Below are 16579 nucleotides of genomic sequence, written 5' to 3'. Positions count from 1 at the left end.
AGAGACATGAAAGTACTTGAAAAAGCAAAGCAGTATTACGAAACAGTGCTCGCTGAGAAAGTAAAAGTGCTTAAGGAAAAGACAGGTAGCATGCAGGATTCGCTTTTACTTTGGGGCGGCCTATTGAGCGTGGCATTAGTTGGAATTGTTGGGTCTTTGAGCATTCCTCTTGAGTTAATGGGCGTTCACGCTGGTGTCTTAATGACTATCTTAGGAATGGCCAGTTTTATGCCATGGTATGTACGCAGACAAAACCAGGTGTTTACGAATAAGCTCAAAAGCCAAGAGAGTTATCTGCAGGAAACCTCCTCCCAATTAAGCGAAACACATACTCAGGTTAATGACTACGTGGCCATATTGAAAGGCCAGATGGACGGCATAAGTGCAATAACTGAAGACGCTTCAATGGAGTTGATGAAAGCGCTGTATGAAATTGAAAGCAGTATTCAAGACAGTATAGATAATGTTGAATTAGGTCAGAAAAATGCCATAAGCTGTAAAGAAAAAAGTGCGGACGAATTTGAAATTGCAGCTCAGCGCCTCTCCAATATAAAAGAAATGATCAGCACGCAGCGAGCGCAACAGATTGCAGATACTGAAGCTATTCAAGGGGTAATGCGTGAGGTTGAAAATCTTAAAGAGCTTACCGAACTTGTCAAAAATATTGCGTCCCAAACCAACTTGTTAGCGCTCAATGCGGCAATTGAAGCAGCGCGTGCTGGCGAATATGGGCGCGGGTTTGCCGTGGTAGCTGAACAAGTGCGCATTCTATCGTCACAGTCTTCAGAAGCGGCTGACAAAATAGAGTCGGGCATAAAATCAGCGCTGGATGCTGCACATGTTCAAGGTGAAAAAATGCTTAATTCAACACGTGCGAACGATACGTGTGAATTACTAACAGGGTTTTCTGAGTCGCTGGAAAATATAACTGCACACTATCGTGTACTAGAAGATCTTAACCCCAAGATGCTGGCATGCTTCTCGCAAAGTGCAACAGAGGTTGCATTTAAAGTAAGTGGGGCAATCGCAAAAATTCAATTCCAAGATATTATTCGCCAGCGCACCGAACACGTGAAGCTAGAGCAAGACGCCATTGTTAGTCTGTTTGGACAGTTTTCTTCTTACATTAATAACCGCGAGCATTTTGATGAGTCGTTTAATTTAAGCACTAAAGAAATGTTTGAAAAATATGTGATGGAAGACCAGCGTAAAATCCACTTTGATATTAATGAATCTTCGCCAGAAGAAAAGAATGAGTTTGAAGAGGCGCGAGAGCCGAAGATAGAGCTTTTTTAACATACTCTGACTCAGGTGCCGCCTATGTTCATTTCTTTAAGTTGAGCGAGCCGTGAAACTTAGGCTGACGTGCGAGAAAGCCTACCTTACAACAAAAATGCCAGTCGGTCTCTGACCGGCATTTTTCTATTTAATGCTTTAAGCGTTTTTTTGATATCGCCAGTTGGTTTCGGCGTTAACTTTTGAAACTTGCAGAGTAACCAACCTGTATTGCCTAAAGGGTGATACGGTCAGATGTAGCAAACGCAACGTCCAGCTTAAAGTACGCCGCTTCATTTATAAAATGCGGATAGGTTTCTTTTTCCCCATCCCACGGGATATCTTTTCCATCAAAGGTTCTAAACATGGGAGAACCTGGTAGCAAGGGTTTAAAATCATTATCTTGCAATGAGTGGTGGATCATCGCGGTACGTGCGCCATTTCTATCTAAAGGAAAGCCGACGTTTTCACCTAAGCGAAACGCTTCACACGCTGGCAATGCGTCTGTTTTTATCTCTTGATTATTATAAGCAACACAAAAATCTAAAATGGCCTCGGCCATGGTTTGCGTTAGAAGGTAAACATCCTCTCTCAGCACCCCCTGTGGCTGACCACCCACTTCAATCATTACGCCTTTCTTACCAGTGGTACATAAATAACCGTGCTCCAGATAAGGCTTTTCGTCTTCCACCAAAATATTTGCTTCAGGCATTTGTTGCTTAACGAACCGTGCTAGCTGAATGTGAAACTCATCCGCTTCTAAAATGATTAGCGTAGCGCCCATTTCGCTGGTGGTATTATGGATATCAATCACAAAATCGGTGTTTGACTTGCCCTTTGGGCCAAGTTTCTCATTTAGCGATTTAGCAAGCTCGGCTTCTTTAGCGGTGCTGTTATCTGATAAACGCTCAAAGGTAAACTGACGGTTTAAATCTTCTTCTACAAAACGCACGTTCGCATCAAGGGCCGCTTCATTGGCAATGTTCAACGATATATTTAGCTCATTAAATCGCGAAGGTAGCCCAAATTGCTGCCAGTTTCGAATAAGCTGAATACCACTGGTCTCATTGCCATGAGTACCACCAACAAGTGCAATTGATTTAAACATTGAATTTCCTTTGAAGTCAGTGCTTACCAAATTAGAGCAGCACTAAAAATGAAATCGTTGAGCGAACATGACATCAGTATACGTAACACAATTGATGATGTGCCACAGTCATCGATTAGTGATGAAATACTACATGAGACTGTGGCTTTCGAAAATAGCCCTAACCAGCATTTTCAGCGATTATTCAGAAACTTCCCTTGAATATTGCTGACGATAACGTTTGGTCAACCTGGCTGACCTTAACTGATCTAACAACAAAGAAATGATTGGGTTGGCATTTGAAACAGCTGGTTTACCATGTCCAATTCTGCGAAGCTGACGTTTCACTTGTGCCATCGTCGCTAGACCAGCCAATGTTTTATCTTTCCAATTCACCACAGGTATGACACCTTCAATAAGAGGCGAGCTTTGCCATTGGTTAGGCAGGTCAGGTGTTAAAGCAAGTGCGCTAGCAATACCGACCATTTGAACGCCACTACTGATTACATTCTCGGCAATGGAAAGTCTTCGTATCCCACCGGTTGTCATTACTGGAAGTTTTGTTGCTTTTGCGATTTGGGCCGCAAATTCAAGAAAGTAAGCTTCACGAGACAGTGTCCTGTCGTCTGCCGTTCGACCCTGCATAGCAGGTGACTCATAACTCCCTCCAGATAGCTCAACCAAATCAATTTGCAATGACTCGAGAAGGGTAACAACGTCAATAGCATCATCAACATCGAACCCGCCTCTTTGAAAATCCGCAGAGTTAAGTTTCACTGCAATGTCAAAGTTTTTCCCACACTCTTGCTGTATTTTTTCTACAATGACAAGTAGAAGTCGTGCTCTGTTTTCTAGAGAACCTCCCCATCTGTCCGTTCTTTTATTAGTGAGTGGTGACAAAAACTGAGCCAATAAATACCCGTGAGCAGCATGAATTTGTACGCCATCATAGCCAGCACTTTTAGCCAATGTAGCGGTTGTAACGAAGCGTGCTATTACATCTTCAATTTCATCTTCTGTCATGGCTTTCGGTTGTTCGAATAAAGCTGAGTGTTTACCCATATCTAGCGGTACATCCGATGGTGATAAAACTTTTCCGCCCATCTTTTTGAATACTTGACGCCCAGGGTGGTTTATTTGCATCCATAAACGGGTGTTGTTTCTCTTCGCTTCTTTTGCAAGCTCTGCAAAAGGTGACAGTGGTGTATGTGACTCTAGCACTAGTCCACCTGGACCTGTCATGGCCATGTGGTCTACCATCACGTTACCTGTAATGATTAAACCAACACCACCGTCAGCCCACGCACGATAAAGCGTGCGTAATGCTTCTCCTGGTAGCTGGTGTGGCTCTGCCATGTTTTCTTCCATTGCAGCCTTAGCAAGCCGGTTCTTTATAAGATTGCCGTTGGGTAAGGTAAAAGGGGTAAAGGCATTTGATGGCATAAAACTGTTCTCGCGTTGCAAATAAAGTTGACGTTACTTTAAGCTTAAAGCTAACTTTAAGGTCAAGTATAAATTATAGAGATGAGTTGTTATGCGCATTGGAGAGCTATCAAAATCAATTGATTTGCCAACCAGCACCATTCGTTTTTACGAACAAAAAGGCCTATTGCCTAAAGCGCCTCGGACCGCTAAGGGTTATCGATTATACGATAACCAAGCTGTTGAACGTTTGAAAGTGATAAAGTTTGCTACGAGCTTGGGCTTTTCACTAGATGATTTGCCGGGACTTTTAGCCAATGGTGAGGGGTTAGACCATCAACAAGTTATGGAGCACCTAAAGGAGAGAAATAAAGAAATTGAGCATCTACTAGCAAAGCTCACACGACAAAAGTTGCAAATGGACAGGCTTACAGCGCGGCTAGCTGAATTGTGGGAGGCAGGGCACTGCATGAGTGCGTGCGAGATAGATGGTTTATTGGCCGAGCTTGAAACTGTTACTTAAGTACAATATTCGTTAACCTAATGCACCATCACTATGATGGTGCACGTGCTCGTTAATGTTTGAAAAAGTCGTCAGATTGCTGTGCCAACATCGCCTCTATTTCTTCCACATCAATATGTTGCGGTGTGGCATCTTCAGCTGGTTTTCCCGCAATTTTTCTGTCTTCTGCAGCCCATTCGCCTAAATCAATAAGTTGACATTTCTTGCTGCAAAAAGGGCGATATTCGCTAGTTGGTGCCCAAACAACCTGTTTGGCACAAATAGGGCATTTCACTTCCATAATAGACTCCAGTGAAATACGTCTTTGCGGCACAATCTATGAAAAATGAAAAAAGACAGTACCTAAGACGAAAATTATTTAATAGAAGCGAAGTTTAGCAGGCCGCTAACCGAAACTGAATATCGTTTTCAACTGCACTATTTTGGCCTTCTTGCGGGGAAAACAACATAAAGCGCAGGGCGTAACGGTATTTGTTGCCACTTAAGGTTGGGTAGTAGCCGTCATCTACACTGCATTTTACGCGTATCAGTTCGTTTTTATCTTCCGCAGCGCCTTGGTAAAAGCCGTTCTCGGCCACTGCATTTACAAACTGACCTCGCTCGCGGATAAACGACAGGCTAACCGCAATTGCATCGTCAAGAAGCCCTAAAGTCTCTAACCATTGTGCAATTTCGTTTTGACGCTGTTCAAGTGGCTGCTGTAACCAAAAGTGCAAATTAGGAAGGTCGAAGCTACATGCGCCGCCAGGTATAGCAAATCGTTGTCTTATCGCACTTAAAAGTTTATCGTCTTTTAGCGCGCTTCCAAAACGCCGATCTGTTTTCAGCTTTTGCTTCAAGGTAAGTACGGTTTTTAGCGCTTGCTCTAACGCTGTACTGTCTATTTTAGGGTGCTTCGACCAGTAGACTAAGTTCTTTTCATGAGCTTCAAGATCTTTAGTGAGATCTGAACGAAGGTCGAGCCTTTCTATTAGATCAAGAAGCGCGAAAAGTTGCTCAAAAAACACAAGCTGAAGATGTGTGTGTTCTGATTTAGCCGTTATTTTAAGTTGACCAAGCAGCTGCTCAACACGTAAATAGTTACGTACTTTTTCCTTTAGTGGAAACTCGAATACAGCGCTACCCATGGAACCCCTTAAAACACATAGACTTAGAGAAACGACACTACAACCTTGTAGTACGGCGAATTACAGCAAGCCTAAAGCATCAAGGCATTTAAGCCAAGTCTACTTGTTCGACAAATGCTTACTTTGACGCTATTTGGTTAAAAAAGTTTCAAAAAGTAGCGCTGTTGACCGAAAGGGCCTGTTATAAGAAAAGGGAGGGTAAGAAAAGGAATGTTAAGAAAAGAATGGTAAGGCTTGAGAGAAAGACACAAGAGAAAGCCAGATACGCGAAACAGGAAAGGTAGATAATAAAGAGAGATGTATAAGCGGTTTGCTATTTTGCAAACCACTTACGCTTATGCTGAAGCAAGGCTTTGTAGTTTCTGGTGTAGAGTCGATATTTGACTGGCAAGTGCTTCTAAGGTCGTGCTGTTATCCAGTACGTCATTTGCCGCATCAATACGCTCTAAACGTGAGGCCTGCGAAGCCATAATACTTTTTATGGTTTGCTCAGTGCTGCCGTCCCGTTTTAACGCCCGTTCAAGCTGCAATGTTTCTGGACAATCTACCACCACAACATGGTTGCACATTTCAGTTAGTTTGTTCTCAACAAGTAAGGGTACAGACAAAATGCAATAGGATGAGGTCGACTCACTAATAAGCTGCTGCATACGAGAGCGGATAAGCGGGTGCAGCAGGCTGTTCAACCAAATTTTTTCTTCTTCAGCGGCAAACACCCTTTCGCGAAGGGCGGCGCGATTAAGGCTACCATCTTCTAGCAAAATGGTTTCACCAAAATGCGCGGCTATTTGCTGTAAGCCTTCTGAACCAACTTCAACTACCTCTCGTGCGACTTCATCAGCATCAATAATGTCAATACCAAGGTTTTCAAAAATGGCAGTTGCAGCCGATTTACCGCTGCCTATACCGCCGGTAAGGCCCACTACGAAAGTCTGTCGTTTATCCATAATCGTTACGCCTTTTAGTTAAAGCACTGCATTAAGATAGGCAGTAATGATTTCTTCTTTGTAAAGCAGCGTCAGCCAGCCTGCCACGGCCAAATAGGGGCCAAAAGGAATTGCTAACGATTTACCCTTGTTTTGAATAACCATAATAAGTATCCCTGCAATGGCACCAACAAATGAAGACAGCAAAATAATGACAGGTAGCCCTTGCCATCCAGTAAATGCGCCAAGCGCTGCAAGTAGTTTAAAATCGCCATAGCCCATGCCTTCCTTGCCCGTAGCTAATTTAAATAGCCAATAGACAGACCATAAGCTTAAATAACCGGCCGCTGCACCGATAATGGCATCGGTAGTGCCAACAAATATGTTTTGTGTACTTAACAGTAAGCCTAGCCACAGCAGTGGGAGGGTTAACTGGTCGGGTAGCAGCATTTTATCTAAGTCAATAAATAGCAGCGCAACAAGTATATAAGTGAAAATGACCGCCCAAAGCGCCTGTGAAGTTACGCCGAACTGATACGCAGCGAAGGTACAGGCTATGGCCGTAAACAGCTCAACAAGCGGGTAACGAACGGATATTCCAACTTTGCACTTAGCGCATTTACCTTTAAGGAACAGATAGCTAATAACAGGTACATTTTCCCATGCGCGAATTTTGTGGCCGCAGCTTGGGCAGGTACTGTCTGGTTTTACTAGGTTGAAAGCTTCCGCAGTTGCGGGTGTCGTAACATCGGCAGGTATACTGGCGTTGTTATTTTCACCGCCACTTGCGCTATCACTAAAGTAGCTTTCATACTCTTGCTGCCAGCTGCGTTCCATCATAATAGGCAAGCGGTAAATCACCACGTTCAAGAAACTGCCAACCATTAAGCTTACAAAAAAGACTAGGGTATAGAATACGGCAGGGTAAAGCTGACTAAGCGTAATTATCGCGTCCATGGTATGTGGTTCTTATAATTGTTGATTTTCGTTCTTTTGGTGCTGAGCCACGTTATACCACGTTACCCATTTGGAATATAGGCAGGTACATAGCCACAATCAAGCCGCCGATTACCACGCCAAGTACCGCCATGATCATAGGTTCAAGCAAGCTGGTTAACCCGTCTACCATGTCATCTACTTCAGCTTCGTAAATAGTGGCAATTTTACTCAGCATTTCATCAACAGCGCCCGACTCCTCACCAATCGCAATCATTTGGGTTACCATGTCGGGGAATACTTGTGTCGCTCGCATGGCAACGTGCATAGGCATACCGCCCGCCACTTCTTTTCGTATATACAAAATTGCTTCGCGGTAAACCGCGTTGCCGGATGCCCCTGCCGCGGATTCTAACGCGCCGATAAGCGGAACGCCTGCCGCAAAGGTGGTTGCAAGGGTACGAGTAAAGCGGGCAATACTGGCTTTTTTAAGTATTTCACCAATAACAGGAATTTTTAAAATATTGCGGTCTACGCTATCGCGCAGTTTTTGGCTGCGTCTGTGTGCTCGCACAAACATAAAGCCTGCAGCGGCCACGCCCATGGCGATAAAAATACCGTAGTCCTGCACAAACCGGGAAATAGCCAGAACCAACTGTGTAAATGCTGGCAGCTCAGCGCCAAAGCTGCTAAAGATTTCTTCAAATTGGGGCACAACGAAAATAAGAAGAATAGTCGTAACAATAAAAGCAACAACCAAAACGGCGATAGGGTAAAACATCGCTTTTTTGATTTTTGATTTTAGTGCTTCGGCCTTCTCTTTATAGGTCGCAATGCGATCGTAAATGGTTTCAAGTGCGCCCGACTGCTCGCCGGTATAAACCAGGTCGCAATATAAATCGTCAAAATAAAGAGGGTGTTTTCTGAGTGCTGACGATAATGGATTACCTGACTTGACTTCATCGGTTATTTCGCTAAGTAATTTACGCATTGATTGCTTAGCATGGCCTTGGGCAATCATTTCTAAAGATTGAATTAACGTAACGCCCGCGCTCAACATTGTGGCAATTTGACGAGAAATTACTGAAATATCTGCGGGGGTTATTTTTTGTCCACGTGCACCGAATAGGGGCTTGCTGAGCTTCTTTACTTTATTGGCTGAAATTCCCTGTCTTCGCAGTAAGTTTCTAGCTTCAGAAATCGTAATCGCAGATATTTCGCCTTTTCGAGACTGTCCGTGTTTGTCTTTACCTTGCCAAGTAAAAACTGATGCTGCTTTAGGCATACATTGCTCCGATTAGAACGAAAAAGCCCAGCGATAGCTGGGCTTTATAAGTTTTAAGACTTACGGAATTGCTACACAGCTATTTGAGAGTGTTACATCCGAGCATTGGATAGCCCAAGTTAAAGCGTTTCCTGCCACGGTCGGTACGAAGTTAACCGTAACACTTGCCAAGGAGTAGTCTGCATGAGTTGTAACAATGATTGTGCCATCTGTTGTATTTACGCCCACTACATCAGCGGTCGCCGTAATTTCTTCTGGGACGCCATTAGCTTCTGCATCACATTCGCCTAGTGCTGCAGTAGATTGATAACATATTTCAACCGCTGTTTTTGCTGCCGCAGAGGCGTTCAATACTTCTGAAAATCGCGCTTTCTGTACGTAGTTCTGATAAGCAGGCAATGCGATTGCTGCAAGGATACCGATGATTGCAACAACAATCATTAGTTCGATTAGGGTGAAACCTTTTTGGTTTTTAGAATTCATGTTCATCATGGTTTTTCTCCGGGACGTGTATAACACGTAAAGTTTAAAATCTAATTCAAATTGACGTTTATACCCGAGTCGTCCTTGTTAACGCCCCTGGTACTTGATACTCAGTATAGAATTTTATTTGTCACTGACAAGTATAGGCAAATATACGTATGTCTAGCTTTTCCAGTATGACATGGTTCGCTAGACCATGGCAGGCCTGTTAGCTTAAACTTTCGTATAAATCTTAATGACTTAGCTATGTATGCCTATCTATACACAAAGAAACATTAGCTGGAATAACTGAAGATATGAGCGAGTTGTCGTATCTATGGGTATACTACAACTCACGTTTTCTGTGCTCACGATTAACTAAGATATTGACACTCAATTAGCGCATTAGTACTTGTTTTTGACTCATTCTATTATGACAAGTTAATACGCAGCGACAAATCAATCGCCTGAACATGTTTAGTCAGCGCGCCAGATGAAATGTAATCTACACCTAGCTTAGCTAGAGACGCCAGTCGTTCATCAGTAATGTTTCCTGATACTTCCAGTTTACATTGACCTTTGTTGAGCGCTACTGCCTGTTGGATCTGTTCATTAGAAAAATTATCCAGCATGACAATGTCGGCACCTGCTGAAAGCGCTTGTTCAAGTTCTGCAATATTTTCAACTTCAACTTCAACAGGTTTGCCCGGCATCATGGTTTTTGCGCGACTCACGGCTTTTTCGATGTTGCCACAAGAAAAAATGTGGTTTTCTTTAATTAAGAATGCATCGAACAAACCCACACGATGGTTTTGACCACCACCACAACGCACCGCGTATTTCTGTGCGTGCCGCAAACCTGGCAACGTTTTGCGGGTATCGAGAATTTTAGTGTTGGAGCCATCTAAATACTTAGCGTAAAAGGCAGTAACAGTGGCGGTTGCCGACAGGGTTTGCAGAAAGTTAAGTGCCGTACGTTCGGCAGTCAATATAGCGCGAGCAGAGCCTTCTAAACTAACTAATACCGTGTCAGCCTCAACCTTGTCGCCATCTTTTACATGCCAAGTTAGCGACACCGACTCGTCAATAAGCGCAAATGCTTGATTAGCCCAAGCTACTCCACAAACCACGCAAGGTTCGCGAGTAATAATAGTCGCTTTGGCGTTTACACTTTCATCTATCAGGTTCGCGGTAATGTCGTTTACGGCATTTAATTCGCCGCCAAGATCTTCAATAAGCGTGTTTGATACTTGCTCTCGAATCGCTTGCATGTCTGGTGATGTCATCTTCATCGCTATGATCTATGCTATCTTTGTATTTAAAGGGTACGCAATATTAACCATTCTCCGCGCTGAGTAAACTCTAATTGGCGAAGAACGCTCATTCCAAGCAGTATATGGTCATCTTGCATACCGGGGTTTAAGTTTGCTTTTACATCGCGCACCACAATTTCACCAATGCGCAACGTATTAATGGTCGATTCGGCAACTCTCACAACACCATTGGCTGTGCTGGCTAATCCTTCACGTCCTGCTTTGAGCTGTAGTTTATTTGCCAGGTGAGCGGGTACGGCCACGTCGGTCGCGCCGGTATCCACAAGAAATACCACTTCCTCACCATTGATATAGCCAGTTGTTACATAATGGCCTTGACGATTTTGTTTAAGGCGTACCTCGGTTTGTGAACCAATGCGTTCTGACGTGGGCTCGCTATTCGGGTTTATTTGTTTTTCAAGTAAGTCAGAGAAGACAAAAACAAGTAAACCGAAACCGCAAATCCATGCAAGGGCAACCATCCATTTGCCCGTTGACGCTGTCGGGTCTTGTTGTTCATTCATGTTTTTACCTTATTGATAATTGCCTTGTGCATAATAGCGATGCACTGTTTTCCAATTACGCTCTTGTAAAAGCTGCCGATTAAAGCAGTGGCATAAAATATCGAGCTAGCAACGCCACATTGCGCTTGCGGCCCTATACACTTATAAACCTATACAATGTAGGCTATAAAATAGAAAATCAATTACCGAAGCAAATACTATGGTGCTTTATAACAAAGCGAAGTACACCCAAAGTCCACATTATGATGCTCGTCCTGACGATACCGATGTCAGTCTATTGGTGATTCACAATATTTCGTTGCCGCCTTCACAATTTGGTACGCCGGGTATACGACAATTGTTTATCGGCACACTCAATCCAGATGATCACCCTTTCTACAAAGAAATAGCTGGTTTGCGGGTCTCAGCACATTGCGTGATCTATCGAACCGGTGAAGTAGAGCAGTTTGTGCCTTTCGAACAAAGGGCGTGGCACGCAGGTATTTCTACTTTTCAAGGCCGCAGTCGCTGTAACGATTACGCAATCGGCATTGAATTGGAAGGCACTGATACGCTGCCTTTTACCGATGCGCAGTATCAGGCCCTTGGTGAACTCACTGATTTTATTACTCGGTACTATCCTCGGATCACTTTAGGGCGTATCGTAGGACATAATGATATTGCGCCGGGGCGAAAAACCGACCCTGGTGTTGCTTTTGATTGGGCAAGATACAGAATGCGCGTTACTGGTTTAAAGAAGGCCGATTAATCCATGTCGCCAGGAAAAAAGGAAACTCAATACCTATGATGTTAATGAGCTTGCTATTAGTTCTCAGCCTCGAGCGGTTGATAACAAAAACACCTAATTGGCATATTGAAAAGTATGCCGCTCAATATCGTGCTTTTCTTCAAGATAAAGGGTTGATTAAGTTTCAAGAAGGAAATGAAGGTGAGGAGGGGAGTAAAAAGGTCTCATCCACAGCACTTTATTTCTATCTTTTACTTCCCGCAGTAGTGCTGGGAGCAATTGAATACTGGGTACTTGGCGCATTTCTCACGTTTATAGAGCAAAGCATAATTTTGTTCATCTGTATTGGCTGTCCCGCATTGCGAGCCGTCTACAAGAGCTTTTTGAATGCTGCTGACCGAGGTGACCTTCAGGCGTGCAGTATGTATACCGACCAGTTAGGGCATTGCGCAAATCAAAGCGAAAGCGATGGTAGCGCAGGTACAGAAGGGAAAAGCTTTGGGCAGCACCTTACTTGGCTTAATTACCAGCACTATGCTGCTGTGATGCTGTGGTTTATTGCTTTTGGCGCACCTGGCGCGCTGTTTTACAGCTTGAGTCGAAGCACAACCGAGGCATTGTGTGATTCAAATCACCCTTTAAAAGCCGCTGCGGGAAGATTGATGTTTGCGCTTGATTATATTCCTGTTCGCGTTACCGCTTTTGGCATGCTGATGATGGGACATTTTTCACGCGCCTTGCCTGAATGGTTAAAATACGCGCTCCAATTTGACGTGCCTGCATACGACGTGCTTACACAAATTTCTTCAAAAGCTGAGATTCTCACGCCTGATGAACAACAATTGCAGGCTGAAAATGCAGCAATAGAGCCGAAGGTACTTGTAAAGTTAGCAAAACGTAATGTTATTTTTCTGCTTGTAATAACATCAGCACTTACGCTTGTAGGCAGTCTGGCATAGTCATTATTTTTAACATTTACTAGTCTACTTAGCTTAGAAGGGCGTTTGGTCTGTTTATTAATTGTATGTAGATCAGACGCTTTGCCCGTATTACAGCATCATCTCTTCCTCATCAGACCAGTTTGCGGTTACTGATTTTTCTTAACAAATTCAACAATAAAGCTTAACAGCCAGCAAAAGGTAAATGCTTTGCTATGCTTGTGAGTATTTACCTCGAAATCGATCTGCCTTAAACTAGATAGGTAAAATGGTATTACCAATTGTGTTTGTGTTTAAATTTTCCACGATTATTTTTTACATTCACCGCTCTTATAACGTCGCTATTGTTATAGAGCACGGTTTAAATAGAAGGATACGTAGAGCGCATGCGGCAGCAGCGAAAAAAACTCTCTGATGTGATTACCGAGCAACTCGAGTCAATGATACTCGACGGTACGTTATTGGCTGGTCAGAAACTACCGCCAGAGAGAGAGCTTGCGCTTGAATTTGATGTATCGCGACCTTCGCTTAGGGAAGCCATTGGTAATTTACAGGCACGTGGGTTGGTAGAACGTAAGCAAGGCGGCGGTACGTTTGTTAATCGCAACCTTAATTCTGCCATGACAGACCCTCTAATGGACTTAGTCAGCCAGCGCCCTGAAACTCAATTTGATTTGCTTGAATTTCGTCACGCCCTCGAAGGCATGGCGGCCTATTACGCGGCACTTCGTGGTCAACCTGAAGATTACAACGCATTGAAGCAAGCATTGAACGACGTACCTACGCCGAAAGCGCACGAAAGCAAGCGTGCCCAAGCTGAGGCGCTAGGACAGTTTTATATCATTATGGCAAGAGCATCACACAATATGGTGTTGTTGCACGTAATGAGCACCATGCAAAGCATGCTGGTGGACAATATTGAACGAAACTTTGACATGCTGGCAGCGCACCCTGAAGCGGTGGAAGACATTGCTAAGCAGCGTCGTGAAATTGTAGAAGCCATTGCTTCTCGCGACCCTGAAGCTGCGCGTCAGGCATGTAATACGCATTTGGCGTTTATTGAAAAAACGCTATTAACCATTAATCAACGCGATACCCGCGTACAGCGCGCATTGCGACGATTAGAGATTTAGTTACTAGTCTGACCTTTCATAAGATAAGGGCTAGATAGCTATTCATTCGCAGAGGCCGGTCAGGTTTTTCCTGTGCCACTGCAAAAGCAGGTGAGCCAGATTGGGTCACTGTGAGTACAACGTAATTTAGTTTTCCTTCTTTTAGCGCCTTTAAGAGTAGAGGCAATGCTAAGGGAGGATTTTCTATATAAGCAAAAAATAGGATGGCACCATGTCTGATATGATGCACCAAGATGTAGATCCTCAAGAAACTAAAGAGTGGATTGATGCGCTTGAGTCGGTTTTAGAAGAGGAAGGCGTAGAACGCGCCCACTATTTACTCGAAAAACTTATTGATAAAGCACGTCGCAGCGGAGCGCATCTACCGTATGACGCAACTACTGCCTACATCAATACTATCCCAGCAGCGCAAGAGCCAAAAATGCCTGGTGACTTGACCATCGAAGCGCGCATCCGTGCGGCGATTCGTTGGAACGCATTGATGATTGTATTGCGTGCATCTAAAAAAGACCTAGAGCTTGGTGGCCACATTGGTAGCTTCGCATCATCGGCTATGCTTTACGATGTTGGCTTTAACCACTTCTTCAAAGCGCCTAACGAGAACCAAGGCGGCGACTTTATTTTCGCTCAGGGCCATATTTCTCCAGGTATTTATGCGCGCTCATATATGGAAGGCAACTTAACTGAAGAGCAGTTAAACAACTTCCGTCAAGAGTGTGCTGGCGATGGTCTGTCGTCTTACCCACACCCTCACTTGATGAAAGACTACTGGCAGTTCCCAACCGTATCTATGGGCCTTGGTCCACTTCAAGCTATCTACACAGCGCGCTTCCTTAAGTACCTAACTAACCGTGGTATCAAAGACTGTTCAGGTCAGCGCGTATATTGCTACATGGGTGACGGTGAGTGTGATGAGCCAGAGAGCTTGGGGGCAATTGGTCTTGCGTCTCGTGAAGGCCTAGATAACCTAACGTTTGTTATCAACTGTAACCTACAGCGTCTGGATGGCCCGGTACGTGGTAACGGCAAAATTATTCAAGAACTTGAAGGTACGTTCCGCGGCGCTGGCTGGGAAGTAGTGAAAGTTATTTGGGGTAGCTACTGGGATGAGCTATTAGCTCGTGATAAATCTGGCAAGCTAATTCAGCTTATGGGTGAAACGGTAGACGGTGAATACCAGAACTGTAAAGCCAAAGGCGGCAAGTACACCCGTGAAAACTTCTTCAACAAGTACCCAGAAACTGCGGCGCTTGTAGCGAACATGTCTGACGATGACATCTGGCGTTTGAACCGTGGTGGCCACGACCCAGTTAAAGTATTCGCGGCTTACCAAAAAGCAATCGATACGAAAGGTCGTCCAACGGTAATTCTTGCGAAGACAGTTAAAGGCTTCGGTCTTGGTGCTTCTGGTGAAGCACAAAACGTAGCACACAACGTGAAGAAAATGGACGTTGATTCAATCAAAGCGTTCCGCGACCGTTTCAATATTCCTGTAGCAGACGAGAAAATTGCTGACCTGCCATACTTCAAGTTCGACGAAGACAGCGAAGAAATGAAGTACCTTCGCGAGCGTCGTCAAGCTCTAGGCGGTTACTTGCCTTCTCGCCGTGAACAGGCTGAAGAACAGCTTGAAATTCCTGAGCTAAGTGCATTCAACGCCATCTTAAAAGGTTCAGGTGACCGTCAAGTATCGTCAACCATGACGTTTGTACGTGTGCTTAACGCGCTATTGAAAGATAAGAAAATTGGTAAGCGTATTGTGCCAATTATTCCTGATGAAGCCCGTACATTCGGTATGGAAGGCTTATTCCGTCAGGTAGGTATCTACGCCAATGAAGGCCAGAAATACGTACCTCAAGATGCCGACCAAGTCGCTTACTATCGCGAAGATAAGAAAGGTCAGGTATTACAAGAAGGTATTAACGAGCTAGGTGCAATGGCGTCGTGGGTTGCGTCGGGTACGTCTTACTCAACGTGTAACGCTACCACTATTCCGTTCTACATCTACTACTCAATGTTTGGTTTCCAACGTGTTGGTGATCTTGCATGGGCAGCGGGCGATAGCCAAGCGCGTGGTTTCCTATTAGGTGCAACAGCAGGTAGAACCACACTTAACGGTGAAGGCTTACAGCACCAAGACGGTCATTCACATGTTCAGGCTAACCTAATTCCAAACTGTATTACTTACGACCCAACATATGGGTACGAAGTAGCGGTTATCGTTCAAGACGGTTTACGTCGCATGTACGGTAACAACGAAAATATCTTCTATTACCTAACATTGATGAACGAAAACTATCAGCACCCTGCTATGCCAGAAGGTGATGATGTTGCTGAGCAAATCATTAAGGGTATTTATAAGTTAGAGCGTGTTGAAAACGACAAGTCTAAGCTTAATGTTCAGCTAATGGGCTCAGGTACTATCTTGAATGAAGTACGTAAAGCCGCACAGATTCTGTGTGAAGACTACAACGTGTCTTCTGACGTTTACTCAGTGACCTCGTTCAACGAGCTAGCGCGTGAAGGTCAAGACGTAGCACGCTGGAACATGCTAAACCCAGAAGCTGAGCAAAAAGTACCTTACATTGGTCAGGTAATTACGAAAGACGCAGGTCCTGCGATTTCTGCCACTGACTATGTGAAGAACTACTCAGACCAAGTACGCGCGTTCATCGAAACTGAATACCGCTGCCTAGGTACAGACGGTTTCGGTCGAAGCGATAGCCGTGAAAACTTGCGAACTCACTTTGAAGTTAATGCGTCATACATTGTGGTGGCATCACTTTACGAATTGGCTCAGCGCGGTGACGTTGAGAAGAAAGTGGTAGCAGAAGCCATTAAGCGTTTTGAAATTAACGCTGAAAAACTTAACCCACTTTACGCGTAAGCCAGATAAGGTAT

Annotated in this window: 16 protein-coding genes; 6 read left to right on the top strand and 10 right to left on the bottom strand. The window is 44.2% G+C overall.

The features are described from left to right. The first annotated feature begins 6 nt into the window (after positions 1-6). Positions 7-1296, top strand: a complete 1290-nt coding sequence (locus tag ACXAGV_RS01885) for a methyl-accepting chemotaxis protein (RefSeq protein WP_474871391.1) — start codon at positions 7-9, stop codon at positions 1294-1296. Between the two features lie 214 nt (positions 1297-1510). On the opposite strand, the gene ACXAGV_RS01880 is transcribed toward ACXAGV_RS01885, so the two are convergent. Both ACXAGV_RS01880 and ACXAGV_RS01875 read right to left on the bottom strand, forming a co-directional pair. Continuing rightward, a complete protein-coding gene (locus tag ACXAGV_RS01880; protein ID WP_474871389.1) occupies positions 1511-2383 on the bottom strand; it encodes an aspartoacylase in 873 nt (290 codons plus the stop codon). 180 nt (positions 2384-2563) lie between these two features. Beyond that, positions 2564-3805, bottom strand: a complete 1242-nt coding sequence (locus tag ACXAGV_RS01875; RefSeq protein ID WP_474871387.1) for an NADH:flavin oxidoreductase/NADH oxidase family protein — start codon at positions 3803-3805, stop codon at positions 2564-2566. 91 nt (positions 3806-3896) lie between these two features. On the opposite strand from ACXAGV_RS01875, the gene ACXAGV_RS01870 reads away from it, so the two are divergent. After that, complete coding sequence (locus ACXAGV_RS01870; protein ID WP_474871385.1) at positions 3897-4307, top strand: MerR family transcriptional regulator; 411 nt, start codon at positions 3897-3899, stop codon at positions 4305-4307. A 52-nt stretch (positions 4308-4359) separates the two neighbouring features. Here the strand turns inward: ACXAGV_RS01870 and yacG are convergent, their stop codons facing one another. The 8 genes from yacG to ACXAGV_RS01830 all read right to left on the bottom strand — a co-directional run bounded on the left by yacG (position 4360) and on the right by ACXAGV_RS01830 (position 10880). After that, positions 4360-4587: a DNA gyrase inhibitor YacG gene (yacG, locus tag ACXAGV_RS01865; RefSeq protein WP_474871384.1), complete on the bottom strand. Its 228-nt coding sequence runs from the start codon at positions 4585-4587 to the stop codon at positions 4360-4362. A 94-nt stretch (positions 4588-4681) separates the two neighbouring features. After that, entirely contained in the window at positions 4682-5434 is a 753-nt protein-coding gene (gene zapD, locus ACXAGV_RS01860; protein WP_474871382.1) for a cell division protein ZapD, read from the bottom strand. 335 nt (positions 5435-5769) lie between these two features. Continuing rightward, a complete protein-coding gene (gene coaE, locus ACXAGV_RS01855) occupies positions 5770-6381 on the bottom strand; it encodes a dephospho-CoA kinase (protein WP_474871380.1) in 612 nt (203 codons plus the stop codon). An 18-nt stretch (positions 6382-6399) separates the two neighbouring features. Next, positions 6400-7317, bottom strand: a complete 918-nt coding sequence (locus ACXAGV_RS01850; RefSeq protein ID WP_474871378.1) for a prepilin peptidase — start codon at positions 7315-7317, stop codon at positions 6400-6402. A gap of 52 nt (positions 7318-7369) precedes the next feature. Beyond that, a complete protein-coding gene (locus ACXAGV_RS01845) occupies positions 7370-8581 on the bottom strand; it encodes a type II secretion system F family protein (RefSeq protein WP_474871376.1) in 1212 nt (403 codons plus the stop codon). A 60-nt stretch (positions 8582-8641) separates the two neighbouring features. Beyond that, complete coding sequence (locus tag ACXAGV_RS01840; protein ID WP_474871374.1) at positions 8642-9073, bottom strand: pilin; 432 nt, start codon at positions 9071-9073, stop codon at positions 8642-8644. A 401-nt stretch (positions 9074-9474) separates the two neighbouring features. Next, on the bottom strand, positions 9475-10329 hold the full coding sequence (gene nadC / locus ACXAGV_RS01835; RefSeq protein WP_474871372.1) for a carboxylating nicotinate-nucleotide diphosphorylase: 855 nt from the start codon (positions 10327-10329) through the stop codon (positions 9475-9477). A 32-nt stretch (positions 10330-10361) separates the two neighbouring features. After that, positions 10362-10880 (bottom strand): retropepsin-like aspartic protease family protein, encoded by a 519-nt coding sequence (locus tag ACXAGV_RS01830; protein WP_474871370.1) that lies wholly within the window; start codon positions 10878-10880, stop codon positions 10362-10364. 199 nt (positions 10881-11079) lie between these two features. Here ACXAGV_RS01830 and ampD point away from each other — a divergent pair, with 199 nt between their 5' ends. The 4 genes from ampD (at position 11080) to aceE (ending at position 16565) form a co-directional block, all read left to right on the top strand. Continuing rightward, positions 11080-11628, top strand: coding sequence for a 1,6-anhydro-N-acetylmuramyl-L-alanine amidase AmpD (gene ampD / locus ACXAGV_RS01825; protein WP_474871368.1), 549 nt, complete (start codon positions 11080-11082; stop codon positions 11626-11628). 35 nt (positions 11629-11663) lie between these two features. Further along, positions 11664-12566 carry a beta-lactamase regulator AmpE gene (gene ampE / locus ACXAGV_RS01820; protein ID WP_474871366.1) on the top strand — a complete coding sequence of 301 codons (903 nt, stop codon included), beginning with the start codon at positions 11664-11666 and terminating at the stop codon, positions 12564-12566. A 365-nt stretch (positions 12567-12931) separates the two neighbouring features. Next, positions 12932-13678 carry a pyruvate dehydrogenase complex transcriptional repressor PdhR gene (gene pdhR / locus ACXAGV_RS01815; protein WP_014950397.1) on the top strand — a complete coding sequence of 249 codons (747 nt, stop codon included), beginning with the start codon at positions 12932-12934 and terminating at the stop codon, positions 13676-13678. A gap of 211 nt (positions 13679-13889) precedes the next feature. Continuing rightward, positions 13890-16565 (top strand): pyruvate dehydrogenase (acetyl-transferring), homodimeric type, encoded by a 2676-nt coding sequence (aceE, locus tag ACXAGV_RS01810; RefSeq protein WP_474871364.1) that lies wholly within the window; start codon positions 13890-13892, stop codon positions 16563-16565. Positions 16566-16579 lie beyond the last annotated feature (14 nt).

The sequence above is a fragment of the Alteromonas sp. ABH4_453 genome, assembly GCF_056160665.1.
Note: the sequence above shows the minus strand (reverse complement) of the source record. Positions and strands in the feature narration are given on the sequence as shown.